Below are 16,082 nucleotides of genomic sequence, written 5' to 3' on the forward strand. Positions count from 1 at the left end.
GGAGATTTCGATGGAATTTGCCGGGGTATATCACAGGACATCGGAGCAGATGTGCTATCCCTTAAATGAAAGGGAGCTGGTCATCAATCTCAGGACAGGTTATGATGTGAAGAGGGTCTTCCTGCATTACGGAGATCCTTTTGAAGCGGGAATTCTCGGGGGAAAAGAGCAGTGGACGGGACAGCGCGAAGAGATCTGCTTTAAAAAGAGGCTTCGCCACCAGCTTTGGTGGACGACGACCCTGGTTCCGAGATATAAAAGATGCAAGTATTTCTTTGAGCTTTGGACGGAGCAGGAGCTTTGGTATTACTTCGAGGACGGCTTCCTGACAGAGGAGCAGAGGAAGCTCGAGGGCAGGATGCTGCAGTGCTTTACCAAGCCCTGGATGAATCCTGCGGATATCAATGAGACTCCGGCCTGGGTCAATGAGACGATCTGGTATCAGATCTTCCCGGACCGCTTCTGCCGGGGAAAGGGGAGCCCGGAGGATCGGAGTCTGAGTCCGTGGAGAGAGGGGGAGGTGACGAGGGAGGAGCGTTTCGGAGGCAATCTGAACGGGATCCGGGAGAAGCTTCCCTACCTCCACTCGCTCGGGATCAGCGGGATCTACCTAAATCCCATTATGCAGGCGGAGTCAAACCACAAGTATGACACAGAGGATTATACGAAGGTGGATGCTGACTTCGGGACGGAGGAGGAGCTTGCCTCCCTCGTAAGAGAGGCGCACAGTCTTGGGATCCGGATCATGCTGGACGCGGTCTTCAATCACTGCGGAAGAAGCTTCGCCCCCTGGAAGGATGTGCTGGAGAAGGGCAGGGCATCGGAATATGCGGACTGGTTCATGGTACAGGACTGGGAGCATATCCGGGACAGGGGGAGCACCAGAGACGGGCGCTTCTATTCCTTTGCCTTTTCGGATGGAATGCCGAAGCTAAATACGAACTGCGAGGCGGTCATCCGTTTTTTTACCTCGCTCTGTGAGGACTGGATCCGGAAATTCGATATCGACGGAATCCGCTTCGACGTGGGAGACGAGGTCTCCCACCATTTTCTGAAGCGGCTTCGGAGGAGCTTAAAGGAAAAAAAGGCGGAGCTCTATCTCCTCGGGGAGATCTGGCACGATGCCGGACCATGGCTTTTGGGGGATGAATATGATGCGGTGATGAATTATCCTCTGATGAGCGGGATCCACGATTTCTTTTTGGACAGGGAGCTGAAAAAGGAGGACTTTGAGTACATGGTGAACCGCTGCTATACCATGTATATGCAGCAGAGCAACAATGTCATCTTTAATCTCCTGGATTCCCACGATACCATGAGGCTGATGAGCCGTGTTCAGAATCCGGATATCTTCTATCAGCAGCTCGCCGTCCTCTTCACCATGCCGGGGAGCCCCTGCATCTACTATGGGACCGAGATCGCGCTGGAGGGGGGATATGATCCGGACTGCAGGAGATGTATGCCCTGGGAGAGTCTGGAGAGCCCGGAAAACAGGGAAAAGCTCTCCGCCATGAAGGCACTGATCGCCATGCGGAAGGGAGAGGCGGCCTGCCGGAGCCCGCACTTTCATTTCCCGGGGGAATACGAGCAGGAGAGGATGGTGGAGTATATCAAGCTGGATCAGGAGGGGAGAGAGCTGGAAGTCCTTCTGAACTGCTCTTCCGGCCCGATCGGAATCAGGGAGGGGGGAGAGATCCTCTTTTCCAGAGGCCTTCAGGGGGACAGCCTCTTGGCAAACGGAAGCCTGATCCGGAGAAAACGGAGCGGCTGATAAGGAAAAGGCGCGTGCGGAAACGCGGAATCGGCCGGGGCCTTCCGACTTGCTTCGAAATGGCCGGGTTTACAAGCCGCGCCATACTGTGTTACACTTTTCGGCGGGCGAGCCGCCCACGGCATCCGGATGCGGAAAGCATAGCTTTGCCGCTCTGCCAATCCATGAGCAGACGGCGCTTTGTGACTTGCCCTATTGCTTTGCATATCTCTGCGGGGCGGGAGCGCTTTCTGTCGGGCTTTCTGCCGGATGGAGGAAAGGGCGGCATATCAGAGGAGGGCAGGATGAAGCAGGAGAGGACGAAATTTTTGGCGCAGGCGGCTCTGATCGCGGCGATCTATACGGTATTGACACTGATCTTTCAGCCGATCAGCTTCGGAGCGGTGCAGTTCCGGGTTTCGGAGGCACTCTGCATCCTGCCCTATTTCAGCTTTGCGGCAGTGCCGGGGCTTTCTGTCGGCTGTCTTCTTGCGAACGCGCTGGCCGGAGCGCCCCTTCCGGATATTGTCTTCGGGACGCTCGCGACCTTGATCGGGGCCGTCGGAAGCTGGCAGATCCGGAAGCTGTCCCGCTTTCTCGTCTGGCTTCCGCCGGTACTTTCCAACGCGCTCATCATTCCCTTCGTGCTCCGCTATGCCTATGGCGCAAAGGAGCTCATCCCGTGGATGATGCTCATAGTCGGCGCGGGGGAGCTGCTTGCCGCTGCACTTCTCGGAAACCTGCTGCTTTTGATTTTGGAGCAGCAGAGGGAGTTCATCTTTGGGAGAGAGTATGGATCAGATCAGCTTTGATAAGCCGCTCCACGTACATTTTATCGGGATCGGCGGCATCTCCATGAGCGGCCTCGCGGAGATTCTCTTGGACCGGGGCTTTACGGTCTCGGGATCAGACCGGGAGAGCTCGGCTCTGACGGAGCATTTACAGAAGCTCGGCGCGAGGATCCGGTATCCGCAGAGCGCGGAGAATATAGAAAAGGGGATCGAGCTCGTGGTCTACACGGCGGCGATCCATCCGGACAATCCGGAGCTTGTCGCGGCGAAGAAGGCGGGGCTTCCCATCATCAGCCGGGCGGGGCTTCTCGGAGAGATCATGCGGAACTACCGAAATGCCATCAATATCTCCGGAACGCACGGGAAGACGACGACCACCTCGATGATCGCGGAGATCCTCCTGGAGGCGGACTGGGACCCCACCGTGACGGTGGGCGGCATGATGCGGGATATCGGCGGAAACATCCGGGTCGGACAGTCGGAAAACTTCATCGCGGAGGCCTGCGAGTACACCAATTCCTTTCTCTCCTTCTATCCCACGATCGAGGTGGTCCTGAATGTAGAGGCGGATCATCTGGACTTTTTCAAGGATCTGGAGGACATCCGGCACTCCTTCCGAAGGTTCACGGAGAAGCTTCCGGAGAACGGACTTCTCGTGATCAACCGGGATATCCCCCACTACGAATATTTCACAGAGGGGCTTCGCTGCAGGGTTTTGACCTACGGGCATGACCGGGACGCGGATTATACCGCGAATTTCATCAGCTACGATCATTACGCGCATCCGAGCTACACCCTCTTTGAGCGGGGGAAGGAGCTTGGCCCGATCAGCCTCGGCGTCACGGGGGAGCACAATATCTACAACTCCCTCTCCGCGATCGCCGTGGGCCGGGCGCTTGGAATCGAGCTTGAGACGATCCGGAGGGCGCTCCACCGCTTCCAGGGCACGGACCGCCGCTTCCAGAAAAAAGGAGAGGTCTGCGGCTTTACGATCATAGACGACTATGCGCATCATCCCCAGGAGATCGCCGCCACGATCGAGGCCGCGAAGAAGTATCCGCATCGAAAGCTCTGGGTCGCCTTTCAGCCTCATACCTACTCGAGGACCGCGGCGCTCATGGACGATTTTGCGGGAGCTCTGTCCCAGGCGGATGAGATCGTGCTCGCGGATATCTACGCCGCGAGGGAGAAAAATACGGTGGGCGTGAGCTCCGAGGATCTGAGGCGCCACATGCTGGAGCAGAACACGAATGTCTACTATATCCCGGATTTTCAGAGGATCGAGGACTTCCTGATGGAGCGCCTGCAGCCCGGAGATCTCCTGATCACTATGGGGGCCGGGGATATCTACCGGGTCGGAGACGCGCTTTTAAAGAGAGGCGGCGCAAAATCAGAGAGCTGTTGAGGAGGAAAGCGGCGCCCGCTCTCTCGCTCCTTCTTCTGCTTTTCCTTTTCTTCTGTCTTTTACTGTGCGGGAATGGGGCGGAGCGGGACTACGGGGTCTTTCTCGGCATCAGCGGAGAGGAGGCGGAGCGCCTTCAGGGCTTCCGCACCGTTGTGATCGAGCCCTCGGAGTTTAAAAAGGAGCAGATCCAAAAGCTCCGGGAGGCGGGAAAGACGGTCTACGGCTATCTCAACATCGGGGCGATCGAGAGCGGCCGCCCTTATTTCTCCCGCTTCTCGGATCTTTCGCTCTCTGCCTATGAGAACTGGCCGGAGGAGAGCTGGATCGACGTATCCTCCCCCCGTTGGAGGGACTTTCTCGTAAATGAGCTTGGAAAAGAGTATGCGGAGCTCGGACTGGACGGCTTTTTCCTGGACAATGCGGACGTCTACTATCATTATCCGGAGGAGAAGACCTACCGGGGACTCTGCGAGATCCTGGAAGGCCTGAGAGGCTTCGGACTTCCGATCCTGATTAACGGGGGAGATCTCTTTGTCTCCCGCTGCATTTCGGGGGGAAGAGCCCTCGCTCTCTTTGACGGGATTAACCAGGAGACGGTATTCAGCAGCATCGACTTTAAGAGGAAAAGCTACGGGAGGCAGGGGGAGGAGGAGAGCGCATACTTTCGCTCTTATCTTTCCCGGGCAAAGGCCTGCGGCCTCTCCGTCTATTTGCTGGAATACCGGGCAGATCCCGGGCTTTCTTCGCAGATCGACCGCTACTGCCGGGAAAACGGCTTTCACTGGTACAATGCGGAGGGGCTGGAGCTTCGATAGAAAGAAAATGGAACAGAGAAATTTCCGAGGAGGGAGGATTCCCTCCTTTTTTATAATTAAAAAACGGTATTGACAAATATTTCATTTAATATTAGTATATAAACAAAAGAACTAATTCGCTAAAACTCCATTCTGAATTCGGAAGAGCCTCGGAATGGAACAGAGATGAGGAGAGATATGGTGAAAGACAATCAATCGTTGAATAAGTGGGAGATGGCGGTCATGCGGGAGCTCTGGGGCAGTGAGAGCGCATTGACCAGTATGGAGCTGAGAGAAAGAAGGGCAGACATTTTTCATTATGCCGCGCCCCTTCACACGGCTCTGAACTCCCTTCTCGATAAAAAAATGATCGCTGTCTCCGGTCTTATCATATCGGGGAAAAAGAATGCGAGACAATTTAAACCCTGCATCAGCGAAAGGGATTTTTCCGTCAGAGAAGCGGTAAAGAACTATGGAGAAAGCCGCGTCCTCCCCAATGTGGCGATGGCCCTTGTGAAGGCAGCCGTCGGGAAGAAAAATACGAAGGAAGAACGGGAGAGCGACAGAAAATTCATGGAAGAGCTGGAAAAGTTTATTGACGACTACAGGGAGGGCAGAGACAACTCCTGAGAGAGCGTCCTGCGCTGGATCGGCCGGGCGGCAGGAAAAGCGCCAAAAACGCCTGCATTTTCCGCCATATTAGAGCGTGCTGAAGTCAGATGGGATAGATAGCATCTTTTATTAAACAGCCGACGGAAAGAGAACGATGGAAGCTTTTCGGAGCTTTTAGAGGATATGGATGAATGAGAGAGCAGTGGGGGGCGGAAATTTTTTGAGCCCTCGCTGTGGATTGCCGTCCACTGGAAAAATGTGGATAAGTCGGGATTGTATTTTTAAAATACAATCCCGACTTTTTGCGAAGAAATGAAAAAGACGCGAAAAAGCCATATTCTAAGCGCGTGGAAAGGATTTCCCGAAAAAGAAAAAATGAGAAAGGCTTGACATATGATTTGTCCACGTTATCCACAGGGATGTGGATAAATCCGGTGGATAAAGTTGTGGAGCAGTTCGATTGCCCGCGGCGCCCTGCTGTGCTATCATCGGTTTATGTGAGGAAGGGGAGGGCAGGTGAAGAAGATGAAGAGAGAGATCAGAGACCGTCTGGAGATTCGCGCGACCTGCGTGTCCAATGATTTTCTGGATCGCTTCATGGCGGAGGCGAACGGAGATTATGTGAAGGTCTACCTGTATCTGCTCCGGCATGGGGGAGAGGGATTCAGTGTGAAGGAAGCGGCGGACGCCCTGAACCTGACGGACAATGATATCAAGCGGGCGGTGAACTACTGGGAGAAGCAGGGTATCTACTCGGACGGCTCCTCTCTCCGGGTGGAGAAGGAGATCCGGACGGAGGAGGACATCGCCTGCTCTGAGGAGGTGCTCAGAAGATCGGAGGAATCCGAGAGGAGGAGCCGGGAGGAGACCCTCTCCGGCACAGTGGACCATGTGAAGGATGACGAGGAGTTCGCCGGCATCCTCTTTGTCGCAAAGCATGTGCTTCCCGCGCTCCCCAGTCCGAAGCAGGTGGAGACTCTGGAGTTTATGTACCGGGAGCTTTCGATGAAGGCGGAGCTCATCGAGTTTTTGCTGGAGTACTGCGCGGGACTTGGCAAGACCTCTGCGCGCTATATGGAGACGGTCGCGATCAACTGGCATGAGCAGGGGATTCAGACGATGCGGCAGGCGCAGCAGCTTGTGAAGGAGTTCTCCGATAGAAAACGGGGGAGAAAGACGGGGAAGGCGGGAAAGCCGAATCCGTTCCTGAATTTTCCGCAGTCCGAGGTGGACTATGACAGTCTGGCGAAGAAAAAGCTGATGGGGCGGTTCTAGGATGGGACTTGCCAATTCTCAATACAGTAAAATCATGCGGGTCTACGGGGAGAGGCAGCTAAAGAGCTACCGGGAGCTCTCCGAGCGCCAGGAGAGGGCCTACCGAAGGGCCCCGCGGCTTCAGGAGCTGGACCGGGCGGTAGGGGAGGAGTCCGTGAGGGCGGCGGAGGCGATGCTCGCCGGGGATCGGACGAAAAAACGGGAGCTCCGCCGCAGGATTTCCGAGATCGGAGAGGAGAGGAAGAGGGTCCTTCTGGAGAACGGCTTTCCGGAGGATATGCTGGAGCTTCAGTACATCTGTCCGGACTGCCGTGACACGGGCTTTATCCGGGGGAAAAAGTGCCACTGCTTTCTTTCTCTGCAGCGCCGCCTCCTCTATCGCCAGTCCAATGTGGAGGAGATCGTCGGGAGAGAGAACTTCAGACACTTCGATCTCTCTGTCTTTGACGACCGGGAGCCGATCCCGGAGGTAAACGGGAGGACGAGCCGCGAATACATGGCCTCTGTGCTCCGCTTCAGCAGGGACTGGTGCAGGAAATTCCGGGAGGAGAGAGGAAACCTGATTCTGATGGGAAAGACCGGGACGGGGAAGACCTTTCTCATGAACTGCATCACAAAGGAGATCCTGGATCAGGGCTTCAGCGTCATTTATCTCTCCAGCACCGATCTCTTCGAGAGTCTTTCCTACCGGAGGAAGGAGGAGAATGAGGAGGAGCAGGGGCAGGGGGAGGCGGCGCTGGAGGCGGACCTCCTCCTGATCGATGATCTCGGGACGGAGCTTTCGAACAGCTTCACCGCTTCGAAGCTTTTTTATGTGATTAACCAAAGGATGGTCATGAAGCGCTCCACGATCCTCTCCACCAATCTGAACTTCGGGGCGATCCGGGATACGTATTCGGACCGCGTAGTCTCCCGCCTCATGTCGGAGGACTATGATATTATCCCGCTCTACGGGAGGGATCAGCGCATTCCCTCCTGAAAGTCCGAAGGAGGGGGAGAGCAGCCCTTCCATGATGATATCCATAAATTTTCGCCGCTGCCTGCCATTGCTTTGAGAGGAGAAAAAAGATGTCTGATTCCAGAACGTCCGAGTTCATCGAGAGGATTCCGGTCGGTCCGCTGGCTTTGATGCCGCTTCAGTCCATAGAGACCCTGGGAGAGAGAGTCAACCGCTATCTCGCCGCGTGGAGAGCGGAGCGGGAGAGTGAGCACAAGCACACGATTGCCTTTAATGGCTATCAGAAGGACAATTACATCGTTCCGACGAAGATCAGCCGCTTCGGCACGGGGGAGGCGAAGGGGGAGATTCTGGAGACTGTGCGCGGCGTGGACATCTATTTCCTTGTGGATGTCATGAATTACTCCATCACCTATTCGATCTTCGGCCATGTAAATCATATGTCTCCGGACGATCATTACGCGGATCTGAAGAGGCTGATCGCGGCGACCACCGGGAAGGCGAAGCGGATCAATGTCATCATGCCCTTTATGTATGAGTCCCGCCAGCACAAAAGATCCGGCAGGGAGTCCCTGGACTGCGCGATGATGCTGCAGGAGCTCCACAGCATGGGAGTGGAGAATTTCATCACCTTCGACGCGCATGATCCGAGGGTCATGAACGCGATTCCGAGGGATTCCTTTGACAATGTCTCCTGCAGCTACCAGTTTATCAAGGCCCTCCTCCAGAATGTCCCCGACCTGGATATCGACAAGGACCATATGATGATCATTTCTCCGGACGAGGGAGGGATGAAGCGCGCCATCTACTATGCCAATGTGCTGGGGCTGGATATGGGTATGTTCTATAAGAGGAGAGACTATACCCAGGTTGTGAACGGGAGAAATCCGATCGTCGCCCATGAGTTCCTGGGGAGCGATGTCGCGGGGAAGGATGTCATCATCATCGACGATATGATCTCCTCCGGGGAGTCTCTCATCGACACCGCGAAGGCCTTGAAGGAGCGGAGGGCGAAGAGGGTCTATGCCTGCTGTACCTTCGGGCTTTTCACAAACGGTCTGAATAAGTTCGATGAGGCCTGTGCGGCCCGCACGCTGGACGGCGTGCTCACGACGGATCTGATCTATCAGACGCCGGAGCTTCTCAGCAGGAAGTGGTATATCGGGGTCGGCATGGCGAAGTATGTCGCGCTCCTGATCGACAATATGAACCATGATATGTCGATCTCCGCGATTTTGGATCCGGTAGAGAGGATCAACGAAAGGCTTCAGGCTTACAGAAAGAAGCGGGCCATGGAGAACGAACAGATCAGCATGGAGCTCGAGTAGGAGAGACGGGGAGAAGAGAGAGGAAAGGGAGGAGGCGGAGCTTGGAGGAGAGAGAAAAGCTTTTCTTTAGGAAGACGGAGCGCTTTGGTCTCCTTCTCTCTCTCCTTGTGATCCTGATCCATGCGGTGAATCTCGCGGGGAGCGCGCAGGAGCTCGCGGAGCTCTCTCAATCGGCGCCGCCCCTTTCCCCGGTCTCGATCGAGCAGTTCTTCAGCGGGGAGATCGGGCAGACCGCGGTCCCCGCCTTTTTTATCCTGAGCGGCTATCTTTTCTACCGAAAGCTCCAGAGCTTTTCCGGGATCTTCGATAAGTGGAGGCGGCGCTTCCGATCACTCATCGTACCCTACGGCGCCTGGAATACCCTCCTCTACCTGCTCTATGCCTTGATCGGGAGGGCGCCCATCAGCCTCCGAGCCCTCAGCGATGCGGCGGTGAACTACCGCTATGAGCCGGTCTTTTGGTATCTCTATCAGCTCATCCTGCTCACGGCGCTGGCGCCCCTTTTCTTTCTCTTTCTGAGAAAGCGCCTCCTCTCCTGCCTTATTTTGCCGCTTCCGCTCTTTTTGATTTTTCGGGGCATTGACCTTCCTCTTTTCAATGAAGATGCGCTCTTTTACTACCTGCTCGGCGGGGCTCTTTCCCGGAATCTCCCCTCCCTTTTCGAGGGAGGGGAGAGGGGGAGGCAGAGGTTTCTCGCCGCCTTCCTTTTGCTTTTTGCCGTCGTCCTTCGGATTCTCATAAGGAGAAGCGGCGAGGCGGGTTCTCTCTCGGAGATCCTGCTCTTTACGGTTTTGTTTCGGGCCGCTCTCCCGCTTTCCCTTTGGTTTTTCCTTCCCTCGCCGGGAGAGGGAGGAGCAGAGCACAGAGGGCTCGGATTTTTTCTCTATGCCTTTCACTATCCGGCGGCAAGACTCTATGCGGCTTTGATCCGGCGGCTCGGGATCTCGGGGGATTGGATCCTTCTCCTCCTCTTTTTCCTGCTTCCGCCGCTCTGCCTCCTTCTGGCCATGGCCTTGACCCGTTTTCTCCGGAGGAGGCTTCCGCGGGTTTGGGAGATTTTCTCCGGGGGGAGATAAGCTTTCTCTGAATTTATCTAGGGAAACACGGATTCAATCAGAAAAATTGCGTGCCAACGGGCGTGATGCCGCAAAAGCGTGCGGAACGCCGGCGCTTAATGAACATAAGTGCAATGAAGTGTGAACTTAGTACCGCTTCGTGGAGCCTTGAACGAGAGTGTCTTTTGAGTCACATGAGTCATGGATAAATCAGTATTTCCCTAAGAGCCTGAGATAGGGCTATATTCTGACAGCGGAATCGAATCATAGGAAGGGGGATGGATGAGATGTTTCTTTCGGATGGATGGAAGGACTATGAGCTGATCGACTGCGGATCGGGGGAGAAGCTTGAGCGCTGGGGGCGCTATCTTCTCCAGCGCCCGGACCCGCAGGTCATCTGGCAGACAGAGAGAGAGGATGAGAGATGGAGGAAGCCAAACGCCCGCTACCGAAGATCCTCAAGGGGCGGAGGGGACTGGGAGTTTTTTGATCTTCCGAAGCAGTGGAAGATTTCCTATACGCTTGGCTCCGGCACACACGGCGGGAAGGCGCTTCTTGCTCTTTCCGAGGAGGAGAGGAGACTCTCTTTTCAGCTTAAGCCCTTTGCCTTTAAGCATACCGGGCTTTTTCCGGAGCAGGCGGCAAACTGGGAATGGTTTTCCGAGCGGATCCTCCGGGAGAGAGAAAGACGGGAGAAAAGAGGGGACGGGAGAGAACTGGAGGTCCTGAACCTTTTCGCCTATACCGGGGGAGCGACACTTGCCGCCGCAAAGGCGGGCGCGCGCGTGACGCATGTCGACGCCGCAAAGGGCATGGTTCTCTGGGCGAAGGAGAATGCGGACTGCTCCGGCCTTAAGGACGCGGGCATCCGCTGGCTCGTCGATGACTGTCGGAAATTTGTCGAGCGGGAGATCCGACGGGGCAAGCGCTACGACGGCATCATCATGGATCCCCCCTCCTACGGGAGAGGACCGAAGGGGGAGATCTGGAAGCTGGAGGAGGCGATCTACTCTCTCATCGCGCTCTGCGCGAAGCTTCTGGATTCCCGCTCCGATTTCTTTCTCTTAAACAGCTATACCACGGGGCTTCAGCCCGCGGTCATGCAGTATATGCTCTCTCTTCTTCTGAAAAGGAAGCTTGGGGGGAGGGCGGAGGCCGATGAGATCGGACTTCCCGTCACAAGGAGCGGGCTCTCTCTCCCCTGCGGCTGCCGGGCGCTTTGGTACCGGGATGCGGAGGGCTCTCCGTAAGGGAATCGTCGTCTTGTATCGTTTCGAGAGGTATTGTATAGTATAGGGGCAGTGCGGGCGGCAGTTTCTGTCCGGAGGGCCTGAGGAGCAGAGGGAAATGCGGAGGCCGGGGCGGGAGTATCGAGGCTTTTCGAGGATTCCGGGCGTTCGGACAGTTGGAGGCAAATATGAGAAAGAGATGGGCGGATTTTCTGATTTTGGCGGCGGCATTGGCTTCCGTGGCGTCATTCTCCGCGTCTGCGGCGCAGTGGTCGACGAACAGCACGGGGCAGCAGATCTATGTCAATGACAACGGAAGCACAGTGACCAATTCCTGGATCAAGGCGGACAGCGACGGAGCGACGATCTGGTACTATGCGGGAGCCGATGGGACGCTTCGAAAAGACGGCTGGCAGAGAGTGGGGGAGGATTACTACTATTTCGATGCCAGCGGGAAGATGCAGACAGGATGGGTAGATAATTATATGTATTACTGCGATCCGCAGAGCGGGGCGATGAAAACCGGCTGGAGAGAGCTCCCGCTTCCGGATGCCCTGACGGCCGATGGCAAGGCGAAGGGGGGGAGCTACTGGTTTTACTTCAGCACGAAGGACGGCGAGAAGTTCCACGCGGGAAGCAGCGAGACGGTGACAAAGACGATCGACGGCGCGGTCTACGGCTTTGATGAGAACGGAGTGATGGTCACGGGCTGGGCGGAGACGGAGAGTACGTCTCCGGATATCGCCGGATATATGTACTTTTCGGAGAAGGCGACGGGCTCCCTCAAGCTCGGGCAGCGCATCGCCGGCACCTGGTATGCCGCTGTCGGTCCGAATAAGGAGGACGGAAGCGGAAATGTAGAGTGGTTCTACCTGAAGAGCAACGGGCATCCGGCGGCGGGGAGCGCGGATATCTACGATGTCCAGAGGATCAACGGGAAGCGCTACCTCTTTAACGACAAGGGAAATCCCGTCTACGGCATTCAGAGGGGGAAGAGCGCGGAGGACGGCCCGGACAGCTATTATTATTGCGGAAGCTCCAAAAACGACTGTTCCGTAAAGACCGGAAAGATGACGCTCACGCAGGACAATGGGGAGAGGATCTCCTGCTACTTCGAGAGCAGCGGAAAGGGGCTCACCGGAGTCAGGGACAATTCCCTCTATTATAACGGTAAGCTCCAGAAGGCCGAGAAGGACATCCGCTACCAGAAAGCCACGCTCCCCAATGGGAGCACCTATGTGGTCAATGAGAACGGGCGAATCATGAAGAACCGGAAAAATTATAAGGACGGAAACGGCATCAAGTGGACGAGCGATGCCTCGGGAAAGCTGGTTCAGGATGAGGGGCTCGAGGCGCTTGAGCTGAGCTCTCCGGAAATCACGGATCTAAGCTGAAAACGCGGATTCCGCAGAGAAGGGCATGCCGGTTTAAGTCTAAATGGGGAAACGCCGCTTTGCAGGAAGCAGGGGAGTCTCTCTGAGAGAGGGACTAAGATAAGAGAGGCCGCAGGCCGAAGGCGGATAGGCAGGCGGAATATCCGGGATCCTGCGGCTGAAAGATCTCCGCGGACCGCTCCTTCGGAGAGGGAAAGAGCGGGAAGGGAAAAGAAAGAGGAAAGATCGGGGGCGGAGCCAAAAGGCTCCGCCCTTTTCCCGGGAAAAGAGAGCTGTCAGCTCAGACACGCCCGATTTCGTGTAAATTGTTCAAAAAAAAGTGCAATCAGGGCGAGAAAGCGCTTGAAATCAAGCTTTCTCTATGGTATCGTAATATGCGCTGTGACAGGATAGCGTTGAAACGAGAGATTACTTTCCGGCGAAATCCGCATGGTATAAGCCGTGGAAGAGAACTCCGTGGAGCGAATGTCAAGTTAGAAAACTGACGGCAGGTCACTGTACTACAATTCAATCCGCCCTACAGCAGGCGGAGCTGTGTGTCTGAGCTATGACACGCACGGACACGTGTACAGTCACCGACTTATCGTCAAAATTTCGATAGGAGGCGACTTTTTTTATGGCAGGTCAGGTAATGAGAATCACCCTCAAGGCGTATGAGCACAGCCTTGTGGACGAGTCGGCGGCAAAGATTGTGGAGAGCTGCAGGAAGACCGGAGCACAGGTCTCCGGACCGGTACCCCTTCCCACGAGGAAGGAGGTCGTGACGATCCTCCGCGCGGTGCACAAGTACAAGGACTCCAGAGAGCAGTTTGAGCAGAGGACGCATAAGAGGCTGATCGATGTCATCAGCCCGAACCAGAAGACCATGGATGCGCTTCAGAGACTGGAGATGCCGGCCGGCGTATTTGTCAACATCAAGATGAAGGCAAAATGATTCTAGTATGAACCCTTCGGGGTTCCGCTGTAGAAAGGAGAAAAGATGAAGAAAGCGATCCTCGCAATTAAGGTGGGCATGACACAGATCTGGGATGAGAACGGTATTCTGATCCCTGTGACGGTGCTCCAGGCAGGACCCTGCGTGGTAACGCAGGTGAAGACGCTTGAGAATGACGGCTATAAGGCGGTTCAGGTGGGATTCCAGGACAAGAGAGAGAGGCTTGTAAATCGGCCGGAGAAGGGGCAGTTCGACAAGGCGGGTGTGCCCTGCAAGAGATTTGTCCGCGAGTTCCGCTTCGAGAATTCCGAGGAATATAAGCCAAAGGACGAGATCAAGGCGGATATCTTCGCCGCGGGAGACAAGGTCGATGTGACGGCGGTCTCCAAGGGAAAGGGCTTCCAGTCCGCGATCAGAAAGTACGGCCAGCACAGAGGACCGATGGCGCACGGCTCCAAGTTCCACCGCCACCAGGGCTCCAACGGAACCTCCGCGACACCGTCGAGAGTCCTTCCGGGGAAGGGGATGCCCTCTCACATGGGCGCGGTCAGAGTGACGACGCAGAACCTCAGCGTGGTGAGAGTGGATGCCGAGAACGGGCTGATCCTGATAAAGGGAGCGGTTCCGGGACCGAAGAAGGCGCTTGTTACCGTAAAAGAAGCGGTAAAGGCCTGAGACGGAAGGAGGAAGAGATAAATGGCTATCGTATCGGTTTTTGATATGCAGGGGAAGGAAGTCGGAAAGATGGAGTTAAATGACGCCGTCTTTGCCGCCCCCATCAATGAGCACCTTCTTCATCTGGCAGTGGTGGCACAGCTGGCCAACCGCCGTCAGGGGACCAAGAAGGCACTGACCCGGGCCGAGGTTTCCGGAGGCGGAAGAAAGCCCTGGAGGCAGAAGGGAACGGGCCACGCGAGACAGGGATCCATCCGCGCTCCGCAGTGGAAGGGCGGCGGAGTTGTCTTCGCCCCGACTCCGAGGGACTACAGGAAGGACCTGAACAAGAAAGAGAAGAGGGCGGCTCTCAAGGCGGCTCTCTCCAATGCCGTCGCGGATCAGAAGCTGGTCGTCGTGGACTCCATCCATTTCGATGAGATCAAGACGAAGAAGTTCCAGGCCATGCTGGATGCCCTGAAGCTCAAAAAGGCTTTCGTGCTTCTGGATCAGAATGATGAGAAGACGATTCTCTCCGCGAGAAATATCGAGGATGTGAAGACAGCACAGGTCAATGAGATCAATGTCTACGATGTCATGAAGTACGGCACGGTCCTCGCGACGAAAGCCGCGCTGGAAAAGCTTGAGGAGGTATACGCATAATGGCAGATCTGAAATATTACGACGTAATCCTTCGCCCGCTCGTGACGGAGAAGTCCATGTCTGAGATGGCGGATAAGAAGTATGCCTTCTATGTCAATCCGGACGCGAATAAGACGCAGGTCAAGGAAGCGGTGGAGAAGATGTTCGACGGCGTAAAGGTAAAGACCGTCAACACGATGAACCTGAAGGGCAAGAAGAAGAGAAGAGGCATGGTCATCGGAAGAACCTCCGCGAAGAAGAAGGCGATCGTCACGCTGACGAAGGACTCCAAGGAGATCGAGGTCTTCACCGGACTGTAAGCGTCCGCCGGCGAGGCGGGGATCGCTGATACATTGAGAGCCGCGTGAAAAAATTTCTCAGCTATACGCGGCACAGAATCAAAGGAGAAAAGTCATGGGTATCAAGACCTATAAAGCTTATACACCGTCCAGAAGGAACATGACCGGTTCTGATTTCTCGGAGATCACGAAGAAGAGTCCGGAGAGGTCTCTTCTCTCCAAGAAGAAGAAAAATGCCGGAAGAAACAATCAGGGCAAGATCACGGTCCGCCACCACGGGGGCGGAAACCGGCAGAAATACAGGATCATCGATTTCAAGCGGAATAAAAAGGACGGCGCCGTCGCGACGGTCATCGGGATCGAGTACGATCCGAACCGCTCCGCGAATATCGCGCTTTTGTCCTATGAGGACGGGACGAAGGCCTATATTCTCGCGCCGAACGGCCTCACAGACGGGATGAAGGTCATGTCCGGCCCGCAGGCAGAGGCGAAGGTCGGAAACTGTCTCCCGCTTTCCGCTGTCCCTGTCGGAGCTGAGATCCACGCGATTGAGCTTATCCCGGGAAGGGGGGCTCAGCTGGTCCGCTCCGCGGGCAATGCCGCGCAGCTCATGGCGAGAGAGGGCAAGTATGCGACGCTCCGCCTCCCCTCCGGAGAGATGAGGATGGTTCCCATCGAGTGCCGGGCGACCATCGGCGCCGTGGGGAACGGAGACCATAATCTCATCCACCTCGGAAAGGCCGGAAGAAAACGGCATATGGGCATCCGCCCCACCGTCCGCGGCTCCGTCATGAACCCGAACGATCACCCGCACGGAGGCGGAGAGGGAAGAGCGCCCATCGGAAGACCGGGCCCCTGCACTCCCTGGGGCAAGCCTGCTCTTGGCCTTAAGACCAGGAACCGGAAGAAGGCTTCCAACAAGCTGATCGTAAGAAGACGTGACGGCAGAGCTATCAAGTAAT

General features: G+C 55.9%; 16 protein-coding genes. All 16 read left to right on the forward strand.

Annotated features, from left to right (window positions below; all coding sequences use genetic code 11):
• Positions 1-10 precede the first annotated feature (10 nt).
• Positions 11-1,771, forward strand: coding sequence for a glycoside hydrolase family 13 protein (locus tag GCWU000341_RS11945; protein WP_009216320.1), 1,761 nt, complete (start codon positions 11-13; stop codon positions 1,769-1,771).
• 284 nt (positions 1,772-2,055) lie between these two features.
• Complete coding sequence (locus GCWU000341_RS11955; RefSeq protein ID WP_040654444.1) at positions 2,056-2,562, forward strand: QueT transporter family protein; 507 nt, start codon at positions 2,056-2,058, stop codon at positions 2,560-2,562.
• Positions 2,543-3,946: a UDP-N-acetylmuramate--L-alanine ligase gene (gene murC / locus GCWU000341_RS11960; protein ID WP_009216322.1), complete on the forward strand. Its 1,404-nt coding sequence runs from the start codon at positions 2,543-2,545 to the stop codon at positions 3,944-3,946. Before GCWU000341_RS11955 ends, murC begins: the two co-directional genes overlap by 20 nt.
• A complete protein-coding gene (locus tag GCWU000341_RS11965; protein ID WP_009216323.1) occupies positions 3,943-4,761 on the forward strand; it encodes an endo alpha-1,4 polygalactosaminidase in 819 nt (272 codons plus the stop codon). The genes murC and GCWU000341_RS11965 overlap by 4 nt, the downstream gene beginning before the upstream one ends.
• Before the next feature lie 177 nt (positions 4,762-4,938).
• Positions 4,939-5,370: a hypothetical protein gene (locus GCWU000341_RS11970; RefSeq protein ID WP_040654413.1), complete on the forward strand. Its 432-nt coding sequence runs from the start codon at positions 4,939-4,941 to the stop codon at positions 5,368-5,370.
• Between the two features lie 507 nt (positions 5,371-5,877).
• Positions 5,878-6,627 (forward strand): DnaD domain-containing protein, encoded by a 750-nt coding sequence (locus tag GCWU000341_RS11975; protein ID WP_040654448.1) that lies wholly within the window; start codon positions 5,878-5,880, stop codon positions 6,625-6,627.
• A gap of 1 nt (position 6,628) precedes the next feature.
• Positions 6,629-7,606 carry an ATP-binding protein gene (locus tag GCWU000341_RS11980; protein ID WP_009216327.1) on the forward strand — a complete coding sequence of 326 codons (978 nt, stop codon included), beginning with the start codon at positions 6,629-6,631 and terminating at the stop codon, positions 7,604-7,606.
• Between the two features lie 89 nt (positions 7,607-7,695).
• Positions 7,696-8,913: a ribose-phosphate pyrophosphokinase gene (locus tag GCWU000341_RS11985; protein WP_009216328.1), complete on the forward strand. Its 1,218-nt coding sequence runs from the start codon at positions 7,696-7,698 to the stop codon at positions 8,911-8,913.
• A gap of 41 nt (positions 8,914-8,954) precedes the next feature.
• Positions 8,955-9,989, forward strand: a complete 1,035-nt coding sequence (locus GCWU000341_RS11990; protein ID WP_009216329.1) for an acyltransferase family protein — start codon at positions 8,955-8,957, stop codon at positions 9,987-9,989.
• 266 nt (positions 9,990-10,255) lie between these two features.
• Positions 10,256-11,218 (forward strand): class I SAM-dependent methyltransferase, encoded by a 963-nt coding sequence (locus tag GCWU000341_RS11995; RefSeq protein WP_040654450.1) that lies wholly within the window; start codon positions 10,256-10,258, stop codon positions 11,216-11,218.
• Positions 11,219-11,385: 167 nt separating this feature from the next.
• Positions 11,386-12,591, forward strand: a complete 1,206-nt coding sequence (locus tag GCWU000341_RS12000; RefSeq protein ID WP_009216331.1) for an N-acetylmuramoyl-L-alanine amidase family protein — start codon at positions 11,386-11,388, stop codon at positions 12,589-12,591.
• Positions 12,592-13,207: 616 nt separating this feature from the next.
• Entirely contained in the window at positions 13,208-13,525 is a 318-nt protein-coding gene (rpsJ, locus tag GCWU000341_RS12005; RefSeq protein ID WP_009216332.1) for a 30S ribosomal protein S10, read from the forward strand.
• 45 nt (positions 13,526-13,570) lie between these two features.
• Positions 13,571-14,200, forward strand: coding sequence for a 50S ribosomal protein L3 (gene rplC / locus GCWU000341_RS12010; protein ID WP_009216333.1), 630 nt, complete (start codon positions 13,571-13,573; stop codon positions 14,198-14,200).
• Between the two features lie 21 nt (positions 14,201-14,221).
• On the forward strand, positions 14,222-14,842 hold the full coding sequence (gene rplD / locus GCWU000341_RS12015; RefSeq protein ID WP_009216334.1) for a 50S ribosomal protein L4: 621 nt from the start codon (positions 14,222-14,224) through the stop codon (positions 14,840-14,842).
• Positions 14,842-15,141, forward strand: a complete 300-nt coding sequence (gene rplW, locus GCWU000341_RS12020) for a 50S ribosomal protein L23 (protein WP_009216335.1) — start codon at positions 14,842-14,844, stop codon at positions 15,139-15,141. The genes rplD and rplW overlap by 1 nt, the downstream gene beginning before the upstream one ends.
• Positions 15,142-15,235: 94 nt before the next feature.
• Entirely contained in the window at positions 15,236-16,081 is an 846-nt protein-coding gene (rplB, locus tag GCWU000341_RS12025) for a 50S ribosomal protein L2 (RefSeq protein WP_009216336.1), read from the forward strand.
• Position 16,082 lies beyond the last annotated feature (1 nt).

It is taken from the genome of Oribacterium sp. oral taxon 078 str. F0262, assembly GCF_000160135.1.
GTDB lineage: Bacteria > Bacillota > Clostridia > Lachnospirales > Lachnospiraceae > Oribacterium.

What these genes read in the sequence shown, in the direction of transcription:
- GCWU000341_RS11945 (WP_009216320.1), top strand. Translation starts at nt 11, where the DNA reads ATGGAATTTGCCGGGGTATATCACAGGACATCGGAGCAGATGTGCTAT.
- GCWU000341_RS11955 (WP_040654444.1), top strand. Translation starts at nt 2,056, where the DNA reads ATGAAGCAGGAGAGGACGAAATTTTTGGCGCAGGCGGCTCTGATCGCG.
- murC (WP_009216322.1), top strand. Translation starts at nt 2,543, where the DNA reads ATGGATCAGATCAGCTTTGATAAGCCGCTCCACGTACATTTTATCGGG.
- GCWU000341_RS11970 (WP_040654413.1), top strand. Translation starts at nt 4,939, where the DNA reads ATGGTGAAAGACAATCAATCGTTGAATAAGTGGGAGATGGCGGTCATG.
- GCWU000341_RS11975 (WP_040654448.1), top strand. Translation starts at nt 5,878, where the DNA reads ATGAAGAGAGAGATCAGAGACCGTCTGGAGATTCGCGCGACCTGCGTG.
- GCWU000341_RS11980 (WP_009216327.1), top strand. Translation starts at nt 6,629, where the DNA reads ATGGGACTTGCCAATTCTCAATACAGTAAAATCATGCGGGTCTACGGG.
- GCWU000341_RS11985 (WP_009216328.1), top strand. Translation starts at nt 7,696, where the DNA reads ATGTCTGATTCCAGAACGTCCGAGTTCATCGAGAGGATTCCGGTCGGT.
- GCWU000341_RS11995 (WP_040654450.1), top strand. Translation starts at nt 10,256, where the DNA reads ATGTTTCTTTCGGATGGATGGAAGGACTATGAGCTGATCGACTGCGGA.
- GCWU000341_RS12000 (WP_009216331.1), top strand. Translation starts at nt 11,386, where the DNA reads ATGAGAAAGAGATGGGCGGATTTTCTGATTTTGGCGGCGGCATTGGCT.
- rpsJ (WP_009216332.1), top strand. Translation starts at nt 13,208, where the DNA reads ATGGCAGGTCAGGTAATGAGAATCACCCTCAAGGCGTATGAGCACAGC.
- rplC (WP_009216333.1), top strand. Translation starts at nt 13,571, where the DNA reads ATGAAGAAAGCGATCCTCGCAATTAAGGTGGGCATGACACAGATCTGG.
- rplD (WP_009216334.1), top strand. Translation starts at nt 14,222, where the DNA reads ATGGCTATCGTATCGGTTTTTGATATGCAGGGGAAGGAAGTCGGAAAG.
- rplW (WP_009216335.1), top strand. Translation starts at nt 14,842, where the DNA reads ATGGCAGATCTGAAATATTACGACGTAATCCTTCGCCCGCTCGTGACG.
- rplB (WP_009216336.1), top strand. Translation starts at nt 15,236, where the DNA reads ATGGGTATCAAGACCTATAAAGCTTATACACCGTCCAGAAGGAACATG.